Source organism: Streptomyces sp. KM273126 (genome assembly GCF_004337435.2).
GTDB lineage: Bacteria > Actinomycetota > Actinomycetes > Streptomycetales > Streptomycetaceae > Streptomyces > Streptomyces acidicola.
In genome coordinates, this window is the sequence record NZ_SJXB02000001.1 from 2,285,454 (window position 1) to 2,306,246 (window position 20,793).

17 protein-coding genes are annotated in these 20,793 nt (G+C 73.1%); 6 read left to right on the top strand and 11 right to left on the bottom strand.

Annotation, left to right across the window (positions count from 1 at the left end):
* Positions 1–28: 28 nt before the first annotated feature.
* Complete coding sequence (locus E0500_RS09855; RefSeq protein WP_131564127.1) at positions 29–694, bottom strand: HdeD family acid-resistance protein; 666 nt, start codon at positions 692–694, stop codon at positions 29–31.
* Positions 695–914: 220 nt separating this feature from the next.
* Here E0500_RS09855 and E0500_RS09860 point away from each other — a divergent pair, with 220 nt between their 5' ends.
* Together E0500_RS09860 and E0500_RS09865 are read left to right on the top strand one after the other, a co-directional pair.
* Positions 915–1,604: a potassium channel family protein gene (locus E0500_RS09860; RefSeq protein WP_131564126.1), complete on the top strand. Its 690-nt coding sequence runs from the start codon at positions 915–917 to the stop codon at positions 1,602–1,604.
* Positions 1,601–3,007, top strand: coding sequence for a DUF2252 domain-containing protein (locus E0500_RS09865; RefSeq protein ID WP_131564125.1), 1,407 nt, complete (start codon positions 1,601–1,603; stop codon positions 3,005–3,007). Before E0500_RS09860 ends, E0500_RS09865 begins: the two co-directional genes overlap by 4 nt.
* A gap of 83 nt (positions 3,008–3,090) precedes the next feature.
* On the opposite strand, the gene E0500_RS09870 is transcribed toward E0500_RS09865, so the two are convergent.
* The 6 genes from E0500_RS09870 to E0500_RS09895 form a co-directional block, all read right to left on the bottom strand.
* Positions 3,091–3,300 (bottom strand): hypothetical protein, encoded by a 210-nt coding sequence (locus E0500_RS09870; protein WP_131564124.1) that lies wholly within the window; start codon positions 3,298–3,300, stop codon positions 3,091–3,093.
* 102 nt (positions 3,301–3,402) lie between these two features.
* Positions 3,403–3,924 carry a hypothetical protein gene (locus tag E0500_RS09875; protein ID WP_131564123.1) on the bottom strand — a complete coding sequence of 174 codons (522 nt, stop codon included), beginning with the start codon at positions 3,922–3,924 and terminating at the stop codon, positions 3,403–3,405.
* Positions 3,921–5,549 (bottom strand): MFS transporter, encoded by a 1,629-nt coding sequence (locus E0500_RS09880; RefSeq protein WP_131564122.1) that lies wholly within the window; start codon positions 5,547–5,549, stop codon positions 3,921–3,923. Before E0500_RS09880 ends, E0500_RS09875 begins: the two co-directional genes overlap by 4 nt.
* A 216-nt stretch (positions 5,550–5,765) precedes the next feature.
* Positions 5,766–8,576: a LuxR C-terminal-related transcriptional regulator gene (locus E0500_RS09885; protein WP_131564121.1), complete on the bottom strand. Its 2,811-nt coding sequence runs from the start codon at positions 8,574–8,576 to the stop codon at positions 5,766–5,768.
* A gap of 152 nt (positions 8,577–8,728) precedes the next feature.
* Complete coding sequence (locus E0500_RS09890; RefSeq protein ID WP_131564120.1) at positions 8,729–9,373, bottom strand: SRPBCC family protein; 645 nt, start codon at positions 9,371–9,373, stop codon at positions 8,729–8,731.
* 93 nt (positions 9,374–9,466) lie between these two features.
* Positions 9,467–10,516 (bottom strand): medium chain dehydrogenase/reductase family protein, encoded by a 1,050-nt coding sequence (locus tag E0500_RS09895; RefSeq protein ID WP_131564119.1) that lies wholly within the window; start codon positions 10,514–10,516, stop codon positions 9,467–9,469.
* Positions 10,517–10,676: 160 nt separating this feature from the next.
* Between E0500_RS09895 and E0500_RS09900 the strand changes: the two genes are divergently transcribed.
* Positions 10,677–11,387 carry a TetR/AcrR family transcriptional regulator gene (locus E0500_RS09900; protein ID WP_131564118.1) on the top strand — a complete coding sequence of 237 codons (711 nt, stop codon included), beginning with the start codon at positions 10,677–10,679 and terminating at the stop codon, positions 11,385–11,387.
* 57 nt (positions 11,388–11,444) lie between these two features.
* On the opposite strand, the gene E0500_RS09905 is transcribed toward E0500_RS09900, so the two are convergent.
* The 3 genes from E0500_RS09905 to E0500_RS09915 all read right to left on the bottom strand — a co-directional run bounded on the left by E0500_RS09905 (position 11,445) and on the right by E0500_RS09915 (position 13,531).
* Positions 11,445–12,383, bottom strand: coding sequence for a hypothetical protein (locus E0500_RS09905; protein WP_131564117.1), 939 nt, complete (start codon positions 12,381–12,383; stop codon positions 11,445–11,447).
* Complete coding sequence (locus E0500_RS09910) at positions 12,380–12,727, bottom strand: PadR family transcriptional regulator (RefSeq protein ID WP_131564116.1); 348 nt, start codon at positions 12,725–12,727, stop codon at positions 12,380–12,382. Before E0500_RS09910 ends, E0500_RS09905 begins: the two co-directional genes overlap by 4 nt.
* A 228-nt stretch (positions 12,728–12,955) precedes the next feature.
* Positions 12,956–13,531, bottom strand: a complete 576-nt coding sequence (locus E0500_RS09915) for a hypothetical protein (protein ID WP_131564115.1) — start codon at positions 13,529–13,531, stop codon at positions 12,956–12,958.
* Between the two features lie 415 nt (positions 13,532–13,946).
* Here E0500_RS09915 and E0500_RS09920 point away from each other — a divergent pair, with 415 nt between their 5' ends.
* Positions 13,947–14,459: a sigma-70 family RNA polymerase sigma factor gene (locus E0500_RS09920; protein WP_131564114.1), complete on the top strand. Its 513-nt coding sequence runs from the start codon at positions 13,947–13,949 to the stop codon at positions 14,457–14,459.
* Between the two features lie 126 nt (positions 14,460–14,585).
* Positions 14,586–15,710 carry a hypothetical protein gene (locus tag E0500_RS09925; protein ID WP_181586931.1) on the top strand — a complete coding sequence of 375 codons (1,125 nt, stop codon included), beginning with the start codon at positions 14,586–14,588 and terminating at the stop codon, positions 15,708–15,710.
* A 569-nt stretch (positions 15,711–16,279) separates the two neighbouring features.
* Here the strand turns inward: E0500_RS09925 and E0500_RS43665 are convergent.
* A complete protein-coding gene (locus tag E0500_RS43665) occupies positions 16,280–16,624 on the bottom strand; it encodes a hypothetical protein (protein ID WP_258572711.1) in 345 nt (114 codons plus the stop codon).
* Between the two features lie 173 nt (positions 16,625–16,797).
* Here E0500_RS43665 and E0500_RS09930 point away from each other — a divergent pair, with 173 nt between their 5' ends.
* Positions 16,798–20,736 carry an FtsK/SpoIIIE domain-containing protein gene (locus E0500_RS09930; RefSeq protein WP_258572713.1) on the top strand — a complete coding sequence of 1,313 codons (3,939 nt, stop codon included), beginning with the start codon at positions 16,798–16,800 and terminating at the stop codon, positions 20,734–20,736.
* Positions 20,737–20,793: the final 57 nt, after the last annotated feature.

Consider the following 20,793-nt stretch of genomic DNA (forward strand, 5'->3'; position numbering starts at 1 on the left):
CGGTCGTGTATGCCGCCCGGCCGCGGTGTCAGACCGTCGGTCGGGGGTCGTGGGGGGCCGTGGCGTGCTCCCCCTTGTGGAGCGCGTGCCGCCACGCGAAGGCCACGGCCGCCTCGGCGATGCCGAGCAGAACGAGCCACACACCGAGCAGCCGGGTCAGGGCGCGGGCCGATTCAAGGGGCAGGGCGAGCACCACGATGCCCGCGACGATGCTGAGGATCGCCACGCCCAGGACGATGCCGCGGTGCGGCAGGTCCTTGGTCGCGATGGCCGTGTAGAGGGTGAGGACGCCGGACACCAGCCAGACGACCCCGACGATCACGGACAGCGCGGCGATGGTCTGCAACGGGTTCCGCAGGCACAGCACCCCCGCCAGGACGAACAGCAGGGCCAGGAGCAGCGCCGGGAGCCGTTCGCCGGCACCTTCCCGGGCGAAGGCGGCCACGAACCGGAACACCCCGATCACCAGCAGGTACAGGCCGATGACGACCGCCAGGACGTGCAGGGTCGCCTCCGGCCAGACCAGCACCAGGATGCCGGGCACCAGCATCGCGACGGCCGAGCCCAGGATCCAGGTCCAGGACCGGCCGAGTCCGGCCAGCACGTCCGCGGGGTCGCCCATGGGACCCGCGGCCGCCCCGCCGTGTGTGTGTTCCGGTCCGGTGGGCGGTGCCGGACCACGCGACGCGGTCATGGCTCCTCCTCGCGTGATCGCGCAGGTCGCTTCCGGACCGCCGGCGGGGCGGTGTGCGGGGACCTGACAGTTCCACCGTCCCGCGCGCCGTGGGCCCGCCGGGTCACCCATGGCGGGTGATCCGTCCGCGCCGCCGTGGAGGTGAGGTGGGTCGTTAGGCACATGGGATGAGCGATGGCACTTGAAGCGATGGCACTCGAGCTGGCAGATGGCACTTGAGATGAGCGATCCCCCGACCGCCCGGACGGACCCCACCCGGTCCGGGCCCGCCGCGCAATGGTGGGACCGGTGGTCGCTCCGCTCCCGTCGGCGGGCGGGGGCCGCGTGCGTCGCCCGCGTCGTGTTCGTCACCGCCGTGTTCGTCACCGCCTACTACCTGCTGCCGCTGAGCGTGCGCGGCACGGCCGGCGCGACGGCGGTGTTCGTGTGCGGCCTGCTGGCGGTTCTGCTGCTGTTCTCGTGGGAGGTGCGGACCATCGTGCGCTCGCCCTACCCGCGGCTGAGGGCGGTCGAGGCCCTGGTGGCCACGCTGGCGCTGTTCCTGGTCGTCTTCGCGAGCGCCTACTACCTGCTGGACGGCTCCGCCCCGCGCTCCTTCAGTGAACCGCTGACCAGGACGGACGCCCTCTACTTCACGCTGACCGTCTTCTCCACCGTCGGCCTGGGGGACATCACCCCGCGCTCCCAGACGGGGCGCGTGATGGTGATGCTGCAGATGGCGGGCGGGCTGCTGCTCGTGGGTGTCGCCGCTCGGGTGCTGGCGGGCGCGGTCCAGGTGGGACTGCGCCGCAGGGCGGGTGAGCCGTCGGCGGAGCCGGATGCCGCGACCGACACGGCCGACACCACCGACACGACGGACACCACCGACACGACCGACATCTCGACACCGGACCAGGAGGCCGGGCCATGACCGTACCGAGCGATTTCACGTCCACCCTGTCGCCGTCGGAGCGGGCGGCGTACGGCCGGCAGGCGCGCACGCGCGCCTCGCGTTCGGCCCACGGCTGGTTCGAGCCGGACCAGCAGCGACCCGACCCCGTCGAGGTGCTGGAACGTCAGTCGGCCACCCGCGTACCGGAGCTGGTGCCGGTCCGCTACGGCCGCATGCTGGAGTCGCCGTTCCGCTTCTACCGTGGCGCGGCCTCGATCATGGCGACGGACCTGGGTCCGGTCCCGAACACCGGGTTGCTGGTGCAGCTCTGCGGCGACGCCCACCTGCTGAACTTCCGGCTGCTCGCCTCGCCGGAGCGCCATCTGGTCTTCGACATCAACGACTTCGACGAGACCCTGTCCGGACCGTTCGAATGGGACGTCAAACGACTGGCGGCCAGCTTTGTGATCGCCGGCCGGGCGAACGGTTTCCCGGTCAAGGACCAGAACAGCGCCGTACGGGCGTGCGTGCAGGCGTACCGGGAGCGTATGCGAGGCTTCGCCGGCATGCGCACCCTGGACATCTGGTACGCCCAGGACGACGCCGCCCACGTGCGGGAACTGCTGGCCTCGTCGGCGAACGCGGAGGCCAGGCGCCGTGCCGCCAGGGCCTCGGCGCAGGCCCGCACGCGCACCCACCTCCAGGCCTTCGCGAAGCTGACCCGCGTCACGGCCGAGGGACGGCGCATCGCACCGGACCCGCCGCTGGTCGTTCCGCTCGCGGACCTGCTGGACCCGTCCGAGGACTGGCAGGAGAAGGAGTTGCAGACCGTCCTGGAGGGCTATGTGCGGACCCTGCCGTCCGAACGCCGCCACCTGCTGCGTCACTTCCGGCTCGTGGACATGGCCCGCAAGGTGGTGGGCGTCGGCAGTGTCGGTACGCGCTGCTGGATCATCCTCATGCTCGGCAGGGACGACGACGATCCGCTGCTGCTCCAGGCCAAGGAGGCCCAGGAGTCGGTGCTGTCCGCTCCCACGGGCGCCGACCGCTGGGACAACCAGGGCCGCCGGGTGGTGACCGGGCAGCGGCTGATCCAGACGACCAGCGACATCTTCCTGGGCTGGACGCACATCTCGGGCATCGACGGGCAGGGCCACGACTACTACGTGCGCCAGCTGCGGGACTGGAAGGGCATCGCACGGCCGGAGACCATGAGTCCGGGCCTGCTCACCCTCTTCGGCCGGCTGTGCGGGGCGTCCCTGGCGCGCGCCCACGCCCGCTCCGGCGACCCCGTCGCCATCGCCTCCTACCTGGGCGGCAGCGACCGCTTCGACCGCGCACTCACCGAGTTCGCCCAGTCCTACGCCGACCAGAACGAGCGGGACTTCGAGACGCTGGGGGCCGCGGTCCGGTCCGGCCGGCTCAAGGCGGAGCACCTCTGAGAGAGCATCTGAAGAGCCCCTGCCCTCCTGATGAGAGCCGCTGCTGATGAGAGCCCCTGCCCTTCTGAGAGCCCTACCGTGCCCTACTCAGAGTCACCCTCCGGCAGCTGCCGCATCTCCACGACGCGCAGCCCCAGGGACTGGCAGCGCGCCAGCAGCCCGTACAGCTGCGCCTCGTCGACGACCGGGCCGAACAGGACCGTCTGCCCGGCCATCACCACGTGACCGAGCTCAGGGAAAGCCTCGGTCAGGGTTTCCGACAGATGTCCGTCGACGCGGATCTCGTAGCGCATGAGCTGCTCCCGCGGGCGACCCGGAGACAGGCGCACGGCGCCCTTTCCTGCGATGCTCCACCGCGGCACATCGTCGGGCATCACCCGGTACAGGTGACCGGCTCAATGCTTCAGAACGATCTTGAAGGAGACGACCAGCAGGCCGAGCAGCAGGTTGACCGAGGCGGTGGCGGCCACGAGACGCCAGGACGCACCGGCATGGCGTGCCGCGGCCACGGACCAGCCCACCTGCCCGGCCACCGCGACGGAGACCGCCAGCCAGAGGGCACCCCGCACGTCCAGGCCCAGGAGCGGGCTGACGGCCACCGCGGCGGCCGGCGGGACGGCGGCCTTGACGATCGGCCACTCGTCACGGCACACGTGCAGCACGGTCCGGCGGTCCAGGGACCGCCGCGCCAGACGTGCCCCGAACAGCTGGGCGTGGACGTGCGCGATCCAGAACACCACGCCGGTGACCAGCAAAAGCAGCACCAGCTCCACGCGCGGGAAGTCGCCCAGTGTGCCGGCGCCGACCACCACGGAGGCCGCGAGCAGGGAACCGTAGACACCGCCCGTGTAGTCGGCGTGCGCACGGCGCGCGGCGCGGCCCGCGGCCCGGCGTGCAGGTGAGCGCGCCGGGCTCATCCCGTGGATCCGTTCGCTCCGGCCGGGGCATCGGCGTCCGGCCGCCGCGGCCGACCGGCCCGGCCGCTCGGCAGGTGCGGTGTGACCAGGAAACTGGCGAGGGCGACACCACCGGTGGCGAGGATCGCCGCCTTGAGGCCGGAGAGCTGCGCCGAGGCGTACGAGTCCGTGACGGCCTCGACCTCGGACGGCGGCAGCCCGGCACGCTCGGCCGCCGAGCGCACCTGGTCGGTGGTGACGAAGGAGATACCGGACTCAAGAGCGACCCCGACCGTGTGGCGGGTCTCCTCGGACAGCCGCGGGTTGCCTTCCACCTGTGCGGTGAAGGCATGGGCCAGCGCACCGATGAGGACCGACCCGATGAGCGCGGTGCCCAGCGCCGAGCCCAGGTTCTGTGCCGTGAACTGGAGCCCGCCGACCTCGCTGCGTTCCTTCTCGGCGGCGCTGGACTGGACGACGTTGCCGAGTTGCGAGGCGAGCAGGCCGACGCCCACGCCCAGCACGGCCATGGCGCCGGCGAACTGCGCGTCGTTGATGACCGGGTCGATGGCGGTCAGCAGCCACGCGATGGCCGCCGCGAGGATCAGCAGGGCCAGCCGGACCACCCGGCGCGGCCCCACCACGCGCCCGAGTGAGGACGCGGACATCGAGGTCACGAGCATGGTGACGGACACGGGGAGCAGGCGCAGCCCCGTCTCGAAGGCGTCGAAGCCCTGCACCACCTGCAGGTACAGCGGGATGGCGAAGAACAGCCCCAGCAGGATGAGGTTCTGGCCCAGCAGCGTCAGCAGACCGGAACGCAGCGCGGGCCGCCCCAGTAGGGACAGGTCCACGAGGGGGTCGGCACCCCGGCGTTCGCGCCGCCGCTCCCAGTGGCCGAAGACGGCCAGGACGGCCACCCCGGCGCCGACGGCGAACAGCGTCGGGGCGAAGCCGAAGACGGTGAAGGGAGGGGTGCGCGGCTGCAGCCATCCCCAGGTGCTGCTCTGCAGCACACCGAGTACACCGAGCCCCAGTCCGGCCGCCGAGAGCGCGGCACCGACGCCGTCCAGCCGGGGGCGCCGGCCGGTCGGGGGAGTCTTCGGGATCACCCGGCGGCAGAGCAGGACGGCCACGACGACCACGACCTCGCCCGCGAACACCAGCCGCCAGGTGAGGTACGTCGTCACCCAGCCGCCCAGCAGCGGGCCGACCGCGATCCCCGCTCCGGCGAGCCCGCCGATGACGCCGTAGGCGACGGCCCGGTCCCGCCCGCGGTACGACTCCGCGACGAGCGCGGCCATGGCCGGCAGCACCAGGGCGGCGCCGAGCCCCTCGATGACGGACCAGCCCAGCGCGAGGACCCAGACGGTGGGTGCCGCCGCGGTCAGGGCCGATCCGGCGCCGTAGACGACCAGCCCGAGGAGGAACACGCGGCGGCGTCCCAGGATGTCCCCGAACCTGCCGCCGATGAGCATGAACGCGGCCATGACCAGCGCGTACAGCGTGATGACGGCCTGGATGGCGGTGACCTCCGTGTCGAAGTCGTGGACCAGCCGCGTGATGGAGACGTTCATGACGGAGGTGTCCAGGACCATCAGGAACTGGGCCGTACCCAGGACGATCAGAGCCCGCCAGTGCTTCACGGTGTCCACCTCGCCGAGTCGGCCCGGCCGCCACCACCCATCGCAGCCGAGGCCTCCGTCCCGCGCCTCACCCGCCGCGGGGGAGGGAACGGCCACGGGGCGGCCGGGCCACCGGGGTGCGCCCGCCGCGTGCTGCGTGCGGACGTGCGCTGCCCGACGTGCGTGCCCCGACGGGCGTTCGCCGTCGCGTTCGCCGTCGCGTTCACTGTCCTCCGCTCACAGCAACCCGAGGTCCCGCGCCCGGCGTACCGCGTCGCCCCGGCGGTTCACCGCCAGTTTCCGGTAGACGCTCTTGAGGTGGGTCTTCACCGTGTTCACCGACACGTAGAGGTCGGCGGCGATCTCCTCCGTCGACATCATGCGGGCCAGCCGCTCCAGCACGTCGCGTTCCCGGCCGCTCAGCTCCGCCGCGACGAGCGGTGAGGGCCCCGCCTCGGGCCGGGGCGGATCGTCGTGGCGGGCGGGACCGGAGGTGAGCCAGCCCGCGGCCAGCTCGTGGAGCGGTGCCGTGGCCAGGAGCGGCCTGATCCACGGCAGGGCGTCGAGGAACGGGCGCCGCAGCCGCTCGCGCCGCGCGTCGAGGAGCGCGTGCTCGACGAGCCTTCGGGCGGTGGCGGTGTCCCCCGCCTCCTCGGCGGCCCGAGCTCGCACCAGCGCCGCCCGGACGGTCACCGCCGGACCGGTCCGGCCCCCGGTGCGGACGCCGTCCAGCAGGTCGATCGCCGCTCCGGGACGGCCCGCGGCGAGTTGTATCCGCGCGGCCTCCACGGCACACGCCGGCTGGTCGACGGACACACCGCGGAGCGCCTCGGCCGCCTCCTCGGGCCGTCCTTCGGCCAGGTGGGCGGCGGAGGCGACCAGCGCCTCGTGGCTCGCCGCCCAGGGTGAGGCCACCGCGGCGGAGACGGCCGGGTCCGCCGCCTCGACCGCGGCGCCCGCGTGGCCCCGGACCAGCAGGAGCCGGGCCGTGACGATGGCCCGTCCCGCCGCGGTCACCGGGTCCTGCGTGGCGCGGTGGAGCCGGTCCGTCTCGTCGAGGAGGGCCTGGGCCCGGCCGAGTTCGTCGCGGTCGACGGCAACGGCCGCCAGGACCAGCCGTACGAGGCCGGAGCCGCACGGCGGGGGCAGGCTGAACCGTTCCGCCTCGGACACCGCCGCCAGGGCCTTGCGCTCCGCCCTGCCGAGCCAGCCGTTCAGGTAGTCGATCAGCGCCAGGTGCCCCATCGCCTCCTCCCGGGGGAGCACGGTGGAGGCGTCACCGGGAGCGCCGGCCACCGCGGACAGGGCGGCGCGGGCGTCCTCGAAGCGCCCGGCCCACAGGCGGGTGGAGCCCAGATGGGTCAGCAGGAGCGCGGTGAGTTCGGGATGCTTGTCGAGGAGGTGCGCGGGCACCTCCTCCCGCAGTTCGCCCGCGGCCCTGGCGGCCCTCTCGGCCCGTACGGGAGAACCGGTCAGCCGTGCGGCCAGCGCCTCCAGCAGCGCACAGCTCAGCAGGGCGGCCGCCACCTCGGACGCGTCGGGCACGTCGGCGTTCAGGCCCTCCTCGGCGTGGTGCAGATGGGCGAGGCCGTGGTCGAGGTCGCATCTGGACAGGTCGCGGGCGGCCCGTACGAGGTGCGCCGCGGGGCTCGTGGCCTCGGGCCCCATCCGGGAGAACAACTGGTCCAGGTCCTCGGAGCGCAGACCGGTGAAGAGCTGTCCGATCGCCAGGTCGTCGACGAGGGCGCCGGCGGTGAAGCCCCAGTCGCCCGCGGCGGCACCGTGGGCGAGGGTCTCCGGCAGGAACCCCGAGGAACGCAGCCACCGCGCGGCCCGACGGTGGAGCTCCGGCTCCAGCCCCGGCAGGCGTACGCGCAGATGGGCCCGGAGTATCTCCCCGAACAGCGGATGGAGCCGGTACCACGAGTGCCCGAGATCCTCGACGAACGCGTTCGCGCGGTGCAGTCCGACGAGCAGGCGCTCGGCGTCGGTCCGCCGGGTCAGCGCGTTCGCCAGATCGGGGCAGAAGCGCTCCAGGACGCTGACGCGCAGCAGGAGGTCCTGCGTCTCCTCCGGCTGCCGCATGAGCACCTCGGCCAGCAGGAAGTCCGCGACCGCGCTCCGGTCCGCCTCGAACTCCTTCAGATAGACCTCCGGGTCGGCGCTCTCCCGCGCGGCCAGGGCGCACAGCCGCAGGCCGGCGGCCCAGCCCCGGGTGCGGTCCACCAGGGCGCGGGCGGCGGGGACCGGAAGGCTCAGACCGTGCAGCTCCAGCAGGGCGACGGCCTCCTCGGGGGTGAAGGCCAGCTCCGCGGCGCGGATCTCCGTCAGCCGGCCGGCCGCCCGGTAGCGGTGCAGCGGCAGCAGGGGTTCGGTACGGGTGACGAGGACCAGACGCATGCCCTGCCCGGCGTGGTGCAGGACGAACTCCAGTTGCTCCGCGATCTCGGGGGCGGTCACGCGGTCGTACTCGTCGAGCACCACGACCACGGGCTCGTCACGACCGCTCAGCTCGGCCGCGAGCGCCGCCAGCAGCCTGCCGTCCACCCGGCTCGGGTCCGCCGGGAACCCGACCGCGCCGGACGCCGGCACACCTCGGGAGCGCAGGGCCTGGAGTACGTACGCCCAGAACACCCCGGGACGGCGGTCCCCCGCCTCGACGGTGAGCCAGGCGACCGGCTCCTCCCGGCCGGCGGCCCAGTCGGCGACCAGCAGGGTCTTTCCCGCGCCTGCCGCTCCGTTGACCAGCGTCAGGGGCGTCCGGAGAGCCTGGTCGAGATGCCGGACGAGCCGCTGCCGCCGCAGGAACGTGCCGGGCCGCGTCGGCAGCACGAACCGGGTACGCAGAAACGGATCACCCAGCGGATCGGCGTACGGGTCGGGGTACGGATCGGCGTACGGGGCGGTCGGAACAGCCGGAACAGCGGGTGCAGGCGGAACAACCGGTACAGCCGAAGCAGCCGGTACAGCCGAAACAGCGGGTACAGCCGGATCAGCCGGAACGGTCGGTCCCGGAGCCCTCTCGTCGGACTCGGCCACAGCGCTCATCACCACCGTCCACTCAAGGTCGGACCATGGGCGCGCTCTCCCTCTCAGCATCCCAGCCTTCCGGCACATCCGCGCGGCACAGCGCCCCGCACCCCCGCTCACCAGCCCGTTTACGCCACCGCTGGTGCGCGGGGGGTGTCCTACGGGCCGCCTCAGGTGCGGGCCTCGGCGGTGACCTTCAGGTCACGCAGCCAGGCTTCGAGGCCCGCTCCGAGTGCCGCCGTCGCGGTGGGGACGTCCGCTTCGACCTGGGCGCCCGTCCAGGTTTCCTCGGTGTGGACGCGGACGCCGCCCTTGACCTTCTCGAAGGTCCACAGATGAACCCCCTCGTCGATGCGCAGCCCTTCGCCGAGCGCGGGTCCGCTCCACAGGATGCAGTGACCTCGCTGGAGCTGCCGCACGGTGGAGGTGATCTCCAGGGTGGTGGCGGGGGTCGTGGGCGTGGCGGGCGCCGGGGTCGTCCACCGGAACCGCGAACTCTTCCGGAACGGGCCGTGGTCGAGCCGCTCCATGGTGAGCACGGGCGGCTGCCAGGACGGCCAGTTCTCCACGTCGGTCTGCAGCTTCCAGACGGTGCTCAACGGAGCTTTGATCACGATGTCGGACTGGTAGCGGATGCGGGCGTCGGGATCGACACCTTCCCCTCGGCATGTGGACGGACCGCTGTGCTGGGTGGTCCCGGCCTGAGCGTGGGCGGCGGCGGGGGCGGGGGTCGCCTGGGCGGCCGGGACAGTGGCGGCGAGGACGCCGGTGACGGCGAGCGAGACCGTGAGCGCGGCGGTGCGCATGCTGGACATGGGTGTTCCCCTCGGGTCGTTTCGTGTGATTGCGGGTGATGTGGCCGGTACGGATGGCGGTCGGATGGCGGGCCGCGCCAGGTCCGACAGGGCCTAGGGATTCAGCACGACCTTTCCGGCGACCGTGCCGGACTCGGCCAGCCGCAGGGCGTCCGCGACGCGGGTGAGCGGCAGCTGGGCGGCGATCTGCGCGGTGACGTCACCGCGCTGGAAGGCGGCGAAGACCTCGGTGAGGTCGGCGCGCAGCCGGGCCCGGAACCGGTCCTTGGCCAGGGCGCGCCCGGCCCAGAGGTTGAAGAAGTAGGCCCGGCGGCCGTTGGGCAGCGTGTTCCACAGCCACACCCGGCCGAGCAGCTTGAACACGGGCCACTGCTTGGAGCCCTGGTCGTCGCGGGTGGAGGCGCTGCCGTAGGAGACGAGCGTGCCGCCGGGAGCGAGGAGGGACCAGGAGTCGGTGATGCCCGTGCCGCCGACGTGGTCGAAGACGGCGTCCACTCCATGGGGGGCGAGTTCGCGGATGCGCGCGGCGACGTTCTCGGTGCGGTAGTCGACGGGGATGACGCCCTGTTCCCGCAGGGTGTCGTGGTGGCGCGCGGACGCCGTGCCGATCACCTTCGCTCCGGCGGCCCGCGCCAGTTGGACCAGGACCGAGCCGACACCGCCGTTGGCGCCGAGCACCACGACGGTCTGCCCCGCGCGGACGCGCGCCTTGCGGTGCAACATCTGCCAGGCGGTGACGCCGTTGACCACCAGGGTCTCCGCCTCCGCCGCGCCGATCCCGTCGGGCACGGGCACCACGTCCGCCGCGTCGACGAGCACATGGCTGGCCCAGCCGCCGACCTTGACCAGCGCGGCCACCCGGCTGCCGAGGAGACCCGGCTCGACGCCCTCGCCGGCCGCCAGCGCCGTGCCGACCAGGTCGTAGCCGGGCACGAAGGGGAACGGCGGCTGGTCGTAGTAGCGGCCGCGGCGCATCTGCTGCTCGGCGAAGGAGATCCCGGTCGCCTCCATCCGGATCACCACCTGGCCGGGGCCGGGGGTGGGGACCGTTCCGTGCCGGAACTGCAGTCCTTCCGGCTCCACCTTGCCCGGCAGGACGACCTCGACGAGTCCTTCGGCGTTGACGGGTCCTTCGGCGTTCATGACGACCAACCTCCACTGCGCTCCGCGCTGGGTTACTTGCTTTCGCGTTCGTTAGAAGTTGTAACGCAGCGGCGCAGTGAGTGTCAATACGCTTCGTGATAGCCTCTAACTAATCCTTTGAGGTGTAGTTGTCGCGTGAGGCGTGGAAAGGCGGAAGGTCATGGCGGGCACGGACAGGGACACGGGCGCGGGCGCGAAGACCCCGCGGGAGCGCTATCGCGCCCAGGTGCGTGCGGAGATCAAGGAACGTGCGTGGGAGCAGATCGCCACGGCGGGGGCGTCCGCGCTCTCCCTCAACGCGATCGCCAAGCAGATGGGCATGAGCGGGCCCGCGCTCTACCGGTACTTCGCCGGCCGGGACGAGTTGATCACCGAGCTCATCAGGGACGCGTACCGAAGCCTCGCCGACACCTTCCGCGCGGTGTCCGCCTCCGCCCCCGGTGCCGGACTGGCCGAGCTGGCGCGCGCCCTGCGCGGCTGGGCCCTGGAAGACCCCCAGCGGTACTTCCTCATCTATGGCACACCCGTCCCCGGCTACCACGCGCCCGACGACATCACCGCGATCGCGGGCGAGAACATGGCGATGCTGCTCGACGCCGCCGCCGCGCCGGCCCCGGAGAGTCCCGCGACGAGTACGGAGACGAGTACGGCGACGAGTGCGACGACGGCGCTCGACACGGACCTCGAAGGCCTCGGCCGGCAGTGGGCGGATGGCCACCCCGCCCCGGCCGCGCACCTCCACCGGGCCCTGGCCTTCTGGACCCGGCTGCACGGCATCCTGTCGCTGGAACTCGCCGGCCACTTCAACGGGATGGGATTCGACCCCGGATTGCTCTACGCGGCCGAACTGGACGACCTGCTGGCCCACTGACCGCCCACTGCCCACGCCGCCCCTCCGGCGGCGTGGGCAGTGGCTCTGTGGCGCCGCTCAGCGGGTGGCCATGGCGTGGCGTCGCTCGCGGGTCCTGAGGGCGGCGTACACGAGGAGCGCGAGCACGCCTGTCGCGCCCGTCATCCGTGCCCACAGGTTCCCGGTGCCGTAGGGCACCTCGCCCAGCTGGCCGACCGGGACGAACGCGAGCACCGACCCGGCGATCAACAGGGCCGCGAGGGCGGGCCCGAAGCGGGCGCGGGCGATCGCCAGCGCGGCCGGCACGGCGAGGACCAGCGGGGTGAAGAAGAAGAGCAGACGCAGCGGATCGGGCCGCGCGTCGGCCGTGGCGTACGGCCCGGTGGCGACCTGGAAGACGGTCACCGACCCCGCCAGCAGCGGCACTCCCAGGGCCAAGGCGATCAGCACCATGGTGCGGCGGGCGCCGCCGGACGTGGGCGGCAAGTCGGGCGGGGCGGCGAGTACGAGGAGGGCGGCCAGGGCGAGCCCGGCGAGCGTCGCCTGGTTCTGGGCGAGCCCTTCCGCGCCGTCCGTCCAGCGGACCAGCGGCAGGGAGGCCGCCGCACCGAGGAGCGCGGCCCCGGCGGCGATGCGGGCGGCGGCCCAGCGGCCCGCGAGCGCGCAGCCGAGAACCGCGAGCCAGGGGACGTAGGCGAGCGGCGTGTAGGCGCGCTCTCCGTCCCAGGGCAGCGAGGGGAGTTGCTGGACGACCAGCAGCGTCAGGCAGAGGGAGGCGGCGACGGGCACGGCGAGGGGCAGCAGCCCCGCCAGGAAGCGGCCGCCGGGGCGGGCCGAGTCCATGCCGGTGCGCAGGCGCAGGGCGTGACCGAGGACGGCGGCCTGTTCGAGGACACCGGCCAGCCGGCCCCGGTCGGCCGTGACCTGGGAGAGGAGATCGCTGACCTCCGCGGCGTACTCGCGCCGGTAGGCCGTCGGGTAGGCACGGGTCGTCCAGTGCGGCGCGGGCATGCTCATGCGGTGGCTCCGTCCGGTCGGGTCAGGCCCACTCCCAGGCGCCGTGCCGCCTCGTCGGCGGTGGCGCGCAGCCGCTCGGCCTCGGCGGCGAGGAGGGCGGAACCCGCGTCGGTGAGCGCGTAGGTGCGACGCATCCGGCTGTCGACGATCTCCTCGCGCTCGACCCGTACGAGCCCCTGCTTGAGCAGACGGTCCAGTGCGCCGTACAGCGTGCCCGCCCGCAGGCGCACCCGGCCCTGGGAGATCGTCTCGACCTCCTTGATCAGGGCGTAGCCATGGCGTGGGGCGTCCGCGAGCGCGGTCAGAAGCAGGAGCGTCGGCTCCCGCAGCGGTTGGTCGGTCATGCCGCGACTATATACCGGCAGCCGATATATAACGCCGAAGTTCGAGCCGGACGGCTGCACGGAGTAGACGGACGCGCCGTCACATAACGGCTGCACCGGACGAACGGACGCGCCGTCACATCCGGTACGCGGCGGCGCGGCAGGCCTGACGACGAAACCGTGCCGCGCCGCTCCCTCGCCGTGCCGTGCCGCGCCGCTCCGTCGCCGTGCCGCGCCGCTCCCTCGCCGTCAGCGGCTGCTCGTCCAGCTGTGGGCCACGTCGATCACCAGGCGGTCGGGCAACTGGGTCACCCGGAACGGCAGCCGGGCGCGGACACCGAGACCGACCTGTGTCTCGCCCTCGAGGCTGCCCGCGAACCGGGTGTCCCGGAAGGTGCTGTATCCGCCGACGTCCACACCGGGCAGGGGGCGGCCCACCTGTCCCGGGTACGTGGGTGTGCCGGTCTCCGGTTCGTAACTCGGCGCGGAGACGCGGACTTCGAGCACGGCCCCGCCGCCGACCGGGATGTAGTCGCCCGTACCGTCCTGGTGGAGCCGGTCGACGTACTGGACGTGGTAGCCGACGTCCCCGCCGCCGGGCACGTCGACCACCATGCGGTCATAGCAGTCGTGCCGGCCCGTCCTGATGTTCTTCAGCGGCACGGTGCCGGTGGCGGCACCGCTCTTGGTGCCGCTGCCCCAGCCCGTCGGGCAGGCCGCGGCCTGTGCCGCGGTCGCCGGTGCGGCGCCCGCGCTGGTCGCCGCGGCCCCCAGTCCGGCGCCCGCCAGGACAAGTGCCGCCAGTGCCGCTCCGATTCGTCGCATCTTTCCCCCTTGGTTGTTCGACGCTGACGTGGTGTCAGACTCGTTTATGCGCCGGAAGGTTGCATAGCGGGTGCCCTGGGGTAGGTCGGGCAAACAGGGGCAGGTGCCCACCCGGTACACGGGGACGTCCGTGAACTCGTTGATACCCGCGGGGAGTCGTGACGGGAGTGTTCGACCGCGACGCGTGGCGTCGCGCGTGGTGTCGGGCGAGGCGGCAAGTGCGGCTTTTGCTGTGGCGGTTGGCGGCTTTTGGGTTGCTGGTCGCTATTGGTAACTTGACGGAAAATTAATTCTGAGGTTGATCTGAGCTACCTCTGTTTGGCTTTGTCGGGTTTTTCCCGGAAACTGAGGGAAGAAAAAGCGGCTGAGTATGAATAGCTTCTGTTTGCAGCGACATCACGTCCTGGAGCAGACCATGCCCAATGCTCGCCCCACTGGTTTACCCGTCCCGCCGCCCGCCGCTGAACGCTATCGGGCGCGCCTGCTGCGCTATGCGAACCGGCTCACCTCCGGTGATCTGCACCGCGCCGAGGACATCGTGCAGGAGACGATGTTGCGGGCCTGGCTCACCGATCTCGACGCGCACGACGAGAACCACCGCATCGCCTGGCTCCTGAGAGTCGCCCGCAACCTGGCCGTCGACGCCCACAGACGCGACCGGGCGGTGCCGGTGGGCGCCCTGCCCGACGATATGTTGCACCGGCCTGACGGCGCGGGCGACTTGGCCGATACCGTGGTCGACCGGCAGGTCGTGCGGAGGGCCCTGGCACGCCTGTCGCCGGAGCACCGCGAGGTGCTCTTCCATGTTCATCTGCACGATCGCACCAGGGCCGAGGCCGCCCGCGCGATCGGCGTGCCGCAGGGCACGGTGAAGTCGCGCAATCACTACGCACTCGAAGCCATGCGGCGCGAGATTCCAGCAGCGTGAGCATGACATGAGGCACGGCGCGAGTCATGGCAGGAGCAGCAGGAACCGTAAGAGCAGCAGGTACGGCACGAACAGCAGGAACAGCAGGAACAGCAGGAATGGCGAGATTGGCATGAGGAATACCGAGTGAGGAACACCGACCCTTTCGTCTGGTTCCGTGAGAACAGCGACACCATCTACCGGTGGCTGGGCATCGCCGGTGCGGCGCTGCTCCTCTTCCTGCTCCTGCGCATGTGGGCCATGCGATGGGGCGGATGGCGCGCCGCCTGGGCGCGGTTGCGCCGGGAAGTGGCGGTCACGGCCTACGCGTTCGCCGAGCCCCTGCGCGCCTGGCTGCGATACCGGCGCGCGCTGCGGCTGCTCGTACGACGGCTCGGCAACCCGGCCACGTGGCGCGACGCCGAACGTGCCCTGGCCGCGGCCCGGTTGGCCGTCGCGCCCGCGCGTCCCTACGCCGCGCTGGTCGGCGTCGACACGGTGACGGTGCTGCTGGCGGGGCGCGGCGAGCCGGAGTCCTGGACCGTGGACCGTGCCGAACTGCCCTCGGTGACGCCGGAAGCAGCCGATGTCCGCCCCATCGTCGTGGCCGTCGGCGTCGCGGAACACGACGGCGAGCAGAGTTGCGCGTTCCTCGACCTGGCCGTCGGCCCGCCCGTGCTCTCCGTGACCGGCGAGGACCGCGCGTCCGGGGCCCTGGTCCAGGCGCTCGCCGCGCAGCTCGACGTACGGCTGCCCAGGCCGCTGGTCGTCGTCGCCGAAGGGGTGCACCGCCACCACGCGGGCGAGCCCGTGCGCGAGGCCTACCGGGCCGCCCGCGAGACCCCGCCCCGGCTCGGCATCGCGCCCGTCCTGGTCGCCGCCGAGCTGCCGGACCCGCTGCCCCCGGAGCTGGCCGCCCCGCCCGGGGACACCCCTGCTCTGCGGGTCCTCGTCCGGGGTCCCGGGCGAGGCTATGTCCGGACCCTGCTGACCGACCAGTACGGCCGACTCGCCGTCCCCGGCACCCCGCTGCTGGTCCGCTGCGACGCGCTGGGCCGGGCCATCGCCCGTGTGCTGTCCGGCATCCCGCCGGTCCTGCCGCCCGCCCCGGCCGCCGAGGCCGTCGGCGGGCTGGGCGATGTGGATCTGTTCGAGGAGGGCGAGGAGTCGGCGGAGGTGTTCCGTACGGGCCCGCCGAGGCCTGTCGGTTCCGACGCGCCCCCCGTTTCCGCCCCCTTCCGCCCGAGACCCCCGCGCCGAGCCCAGCTGTGAAACGAGCCGCCCCGTGATACGCACCCTCACCGCCGCCGGGCGTCGGGCCGAGCCCGGTTGTGAGTCGAGCCGTCCGGTGATTCGTACCCTCGCCGCTGCCGGGCGTCGTGCCGAGCCCGGTTGTGAGTCGAGCCGTCCGGTGATTCGTACCCTCGCCGCTGCCGGGCGTCGGGCCGAGCCCGGTTGTGAGTCGAGCCGTCCGGTGATTCGTACCCTCGCCGCTGCCGGGCGTCGTGCCGAGCCCGGTTGTGAGTCGAGCCGTCCGGTGATTCGTACCCTCACCGCCGCCGCCCGCCCCGCCGAGCCCGGCTGTGGATCGAGCCGTCCCGTGATACGCGCCCGCACGGTCGCCGGGCGCCGGGCCGAGCCCGGCTGTGAATCGAGCCGCTCAGTGAATCGCCCCCTCCCCGCCGCCGAGGCCGTCAGTGGACCGGCCGTGAAACGGACCGCTCAGTGAAACTCACCCTCACCACCGCCGACGTCGACGGTCGTCAGGCGGACCATCTGCTGGACCTCCCCGAGGACGCCACCGTCGCCGACCTCGGCGAGGCTCTGCAGAGCCCCCGGCTCTACCTCGGGGACCGGCCCGTCAGCCCTGACCTGTCGGTCGCCGCCAGCGGCATCCGCGCCGGCGCCGTCCTCGGCCTCGGCGCCCCCGCCCCCTCCAGCACCGCCACCCGGTCCTGGGAACCCCCTCCACCGACCCCGTGCTGGTCGAGATCCGGCACGTGGGCGGCCCCAGGGCGGGCCGGTCCTGGCAGCTCGGCCCCGGCAGCCACGAGGTGGGCACCGACCGCGGCTGCGCCCTCCGGCTGGACGGCGGCGACGCCCCGGAGCAGGGTGTCTGGGTCACCGTGGGCGACGACGGACAGGTCACCTTCCGCCTCCCCGAGGACGCCGACCCGGCCCGCCACGGACTGCGCAGCCTCACCCCGCCGCCCCCCGTCGACCCCGAGACCGGCACCCCCTCACCGCCGAGGAACCCGCCGGACCGTACGACGGCGGCCCCGGCGGCCACTCCGCGCGCCCCGCCCCGCCCGGCCCCGACGGCCTGCCGGCCCCGGAAGCGCTGCCCCCCGCCGGACAGTTGCCGGCCCCGGACTACGGCACCGAGCCCTGGCCCCCGTACGCCGACCTCTCGCTCGGCGACCATCTGCTGCGGCTCATGCCGCCGTTCGAGCCGGACGCGGCCGTCAACCCGTCGGCCGACGGGCTCGGTATCGAGTACAACCGGCCGCCGCGTATCGCCCCGCACCTGGACACCGAGTCGATCCGGATGCAGGGTCCGCCCGGTGAGCGCAGGAACCGGCCCTTCCCGTTCATGATGATGATGGCCCCGCTGGTCATGGGCCTGGTCATGATGAGCCTGTTCCGCTCCTTCTACTTCGTCATCTTCATCTTCTTCACGCCGATGATGGCGGTCAGCAACTGGATCATCGGCCGCCGCTCCGGCCGCAGGGCGCACGAGGAGGCGCTGCGCGTCTACCGGCTGCGCCGGGCGGCCCTGGAGCTGGAGATGCGGGACGCGACCGTCGAGGAACGCGACCTGCGCAACACGACATTCCCCGACCCGGCCACCGTGCTGCTCACCGCCACCGGCCCCGGCAGCCTGCTCTGGCAGCGCCGCCGCCGCGACCCCGACCACCTCACCCTGCGGGTCGGCACCGTCACCCGCCCCTCCCTCAAGCGCATCGACGACCACGCCCGCGAGACCAACCACCGCCACGTCCACTGGCGCCTCGCCGACGCGCCGTTCGGCGTCGAACTCGCCGACCTCGGCGTCGTCGGCCTCGCCGGACAGGGCGACACCCCGCGCACGGTGGCCTGCTGGGCCGTCGCCCAGGCCGCCGTCCTGCACAGCCCGCGCGACCTGCGGATCGTCGTCCTGACCAGCGACGAGCACGCCGACGCCTGGAGCTGGGTGCGCTGGCTGCCGCACCTCAGGCCCGGCCGCCCGGGCAGCGTCATCGCGCTCGGCAACGACCCGGAGAGCACCGCCCACCGCGTCAACGAACTCATCGCCGACATCCAGGCCCGTTTCACCGCCCAGGCGTCCTCCGCCCTCGGCCACACCCTGCTGAGCGAGCCCGATGTGCTCGTCGTGCTCGACGGCGCCCGCCGGCTGCGGGACGTGCCCGGCGTGGTGCAGGTGCTCACCCAGGGTCCCGCGGTGCGGATCTTCAGCCTGTGCGTGGACGAGCGGGAGCGGCTGCTGCCGGAGGAGTGCACCGCGGTCGTCACCACCGAGGGCAACCGGCTGACCGTACGGACCTCCGGCGCCCCCGCCGTCGAGGGCATCCGGGCCGACCTCGTCACCCCCGACTGGTGCGAGGAGGTCGCGCGGGCGCTGGCACCGGTGCGGGACGTCACGGTCGACAGCGACTCCGGGCTGCCCACCGAGGTACGGCTGCTGCCGCTCATCGGCCAGGAGCCGCCGGACCCGGCCGCGTTGGCCGCGGAGTGGACCCGCCGCCCGGCGTCCACCGCGTTCGTACTCGGTTCCGGGTACGAGGGGACGCTCCGCCTCGACCTGGTCAGGGACGGGCCGCACGGGCTGATCGGCGGTACCACCGGCTCCGGCAAGTCCGAGCTGCTGCAGACCATGATCGCCTCGCTGGCCGCCGCCAACCGGCCCGACGAACTGGCCTTCGTCCTCGTCGACTACAAGGGTGGCAGCGCGTTCCGCGAGTGTGCCGAGCTCCCGCACACCCTCGGCATGATCACCGACCTCGACGGGCACCTCGTCCAGCGGGCCCTGGCCTCCCTCGACGCCGAACTGCGCCGCCGCGAGCAGGTGCTGGCCGACGTCGAGGCCAAGGACCACCCCGAGTACCGGGCCAAGCGGGCCCGCGACCCGAAGCTGCCGCCGCTGCCGCGACTGCTGCTCGTCATCGACGAGTTCGCCACGCTCGTACGGGAACTGCCCGAGTTCGTACCGGGTCTGATCAGCCTCGCCCAGCGCGGGCGCTCCCTCGGCCTGCACCTCGTGCTGGCCACCCAGCGGCCCGGCGGCTCGGTCAGCAACGAGATCCGCGCCAACACCAACCTGCGCATCGCGCTGCGGGTGACGGACCGGTCCGAGAGCCAGGACATCATCAACGCCCCCGACGCGGTCAGCATCTCGCCCAGCAACCCCGGCCGGGCCCTGATCCGGCGCGGCTCCGGGGCACCCACCCCGTTCCAGAGCGCCTGGGTCGGCGCGGAACGCGGCGGTGCGGCGCCCGCCGAGAAGTCGGCGGCCGCCCGGCCCGTACGCGGCGTCGAACTGACGTGGGCCCGGCTCGGCCGCCCCACCGAGGTCACCGCCCATGAGGACGACGACCTGGCCGCGGCCGTGGTCCCCGGGGAGGAGCCGCTCACCGACCTGAGCGCCCTCGTCGAGGCCATCGGCCGGGCCGCGGAGATGCTGGACGACTACCAGCCGCAGGCCAGCCCCTGGCTGCCCCCGATGGCCGACAGCGTCGGCATCGAGGACCTGCCGCCGGTGCCGAAGACCCCGCCGGGCGCTCTGCCGCTCGTCCCGTACGCGCTGCTGGACATCCCGCAGCGCCAGGAACAGCGGCTCGGCGTCATCGACTTCTCCAGCTTCGGCCACCTCTACGTCATCGGCTCGCCCCGCTCCGGCCGCACCCAGGTACTGCGGACGATCGCGGGTGCGGCAGCCCTCGCCATCCCCAGCTCCGATCTCCACATCTACGGCATCGACGCGTCCGGCGGCGGTCTCGCCGCCCTCGAATCGCTGCCGCACTGCGGGGCCGTCGTCTCCCGGCACGACACCGAGCGGCTGGAACGGATCATCGCCCGCCTGAGCAGCGAACTGACGGCACGTCAGCGGCTGATCTCGCAGCACGACTGCGCCGGACTCGGCGAACTGCGGGCCAAGCTCCCCAAGGACCGCCGCCCGGCCCGGCTCCTGCTCCTCATCGACGGCTGGGACGCGCTCAGCGCCATGCTCGACGACTACGACGGGGGCCGCGTCTACACCGAGGTCGTCCGGCTGCTGCGCGAGGGCACGGCGGCCGGCATCCACGTCATCGCCACCTCCGAACGCGTCCTGCTCGGCGGTCGCCTGGCGGCCCACAACGACAACCGGCTGCTGCTGAAGCAGGCCGACCCCAGCGACTACAACCTCGCCGGGATGAGCCGCAACAAGGTTCCCGCGCACATTCCCCCCGGCCGCGGCTGGCTCGCCCCCAGCGGCATCGAGGCCCAGATCGCGCTCCTGCCGGCCGAGGACGGCGCCGACCAGGGCGACGCGCTGCGCGAGATCGGCCGCCGTACGACGGCCCGGGACGCGGCAATCGCACAGACCCGGCGCCCGTTCCGCATCGCGGAACTGCCCACGCTGATCGGCTTCCAGGACGCCGTCGACCAGATCCCGGAGGCGAACCGCCGCCCGCTGTGGGCGCTCCTCGGCGTCGGCGGCGACACCGGTGAGCCCCTCGGCTTCGACTTCGCCGCCAGCGGCGGGTCGTTCATGGTCGCGGGCCCCCCGCGTACGGGGCGTAGTACCACCCTCGCCTCCATGTGCGTGTCGCTGCTCCTGGGCGGTACCTCGCTCGTCGTGATCACGCCCCGCGAGTCCCAGCTCAGGCAGCTCGCGGCCCACGACCTCGCCCAGGTCCTCACCGACCCCGACCCCTCCGCGGACGCGGTCACCGAGGCCCTCAAGGCGGTCGCGGGCCGGCCCACGGTCGTCGTCGTGGACGACGCGGACCTGCTGCTCAGCGGCCGGGCCGACAAGGTCCTCAGGCAGGTCGCCGCCGCCGGGCGCGACCGCCAGCAGGGCCTGCTGCTGGCCGGGTTGCCCGAGTCGATGAGCTCCCTGGGCTGGGTCGGCATGGCCCGCCGCTCCCGGCGCGGCATCCTCCTCGGCCCCAAGAGCATCGCCGAGGGCGACCTCATCGGCGTCCGCATCTCCACGGAACAGGCCCGCACCCCGCTCCCCGCGGGCCGCGGCTGGACCGCGAGCGAGTCGGGGACGGCCATCATGGTGCAGGTGCCGTTGACGGTGCTGGGCGGCTAGTCTCCTCGGCCGCGTAGGGCGCCCCTCGCAACGCAAGGTTGCGAGGGGCGCCCTCTG

What these genes read in the sequence shown, in the direction of transcription:
- E0500_RS09855 (WP_131564127.1), bottom strand. Translation starts at nt 694, where the DNA reads ATGACCGCGTCGCGTGGTCCGGCACCGCCCACCGGACCGGAACACACA.
- E0500_RS09860 (WP_131564126.1), top strand. Translation starts at nt 915, where the DNA reads ATGAGCGATCCCCCGACCGCCCGGACGGACCCCACCCGGTCCGGGCCC.
- E0500_RS09865 (WP_131564125.1), top strand. Translation starts at nt 1,601, where the DNA reads ATGACCGTACCGAGCGATTTCACGTCCACCCTGTCGCCGTCGGAGCGG.
- E0500_RS09870 (WP_131564124.1), bottom strand. Translation starts at nt 3,300, where the DNA reads ATGCGCTACGAGATCCGCGTCGACGGACATCTGTCGGAAACCCTGACC.
- E0500_RS09875 (WP_131564123.1), bottom strand. Translation starts at nt 3,924, where the DNA reads ATGAGCCCGGCGCGCTCACCTGCACGCCGGGCCGCGGGCCGCGCCGCG.
- E0500_RS09885 (WP_131564121.1), bottom strand. Translation starts at nt 8,576, where the DNA reads ATGAGCGCTGTGGCCGAGTCCGACGAGAGGGCTCCGGGACCGACCGTT.
- E0500_RS09890 (WP_131564120.1), bottom strand. Translation starts at nt 9,373, where the DNA reads ATGTCCAGCATGCGCACCGCCGCGCTCACGGTCTCGCTCGCCGTCACC.
- E0500_RS09895 (WP_131564119.1), bottom strand. Translation starts at nt 10,516, where the DNA reads ATGAACGCCGAAGGACCCGTCAACGCCGAAGGACTCGTCGAGGTCGTC.
- E0500_RS09900 (WP_131564118.1), top strand. Translation starts at nt 10,677, where the DNA reads ATGGCGGGCACGGACAGGGACACGGGCGCGGGCGCGAAGACCCCGCGG.
- E0500_RS09905 (WP_131564117.1), bottom strand. Translation starts at nt 12,383, where the DNA reads ATGAGCATGCCCGCGCCGCACTGGACGACCCGTGCCTACCCGACGGCC.
- E0500_RS09910 (WP_131564116.1), bottom strand. Translation starts at nt 12,727, where the DNA reads ATGACCGACCAACCGCTGCGGGAGCCGACGCTCCTGCTTCTGACCGCG.
- E0500_RS09915 (WP_131564115.1), bottom strand. Translation starts at nt 13,531, where the DNA reads ATGCGACGAATCGGAGCGGCACTGGCGGCACTTGTCCTGGCGGGCGCC.
- E0500_RS09920 (WP_131564114.1), top strand. Translation starts at nt 13,947, where the DNA reads ATGCCCAATGCTCGCCCCACTGGTTTACCCGTCCCGCCGCCCGCCGCT.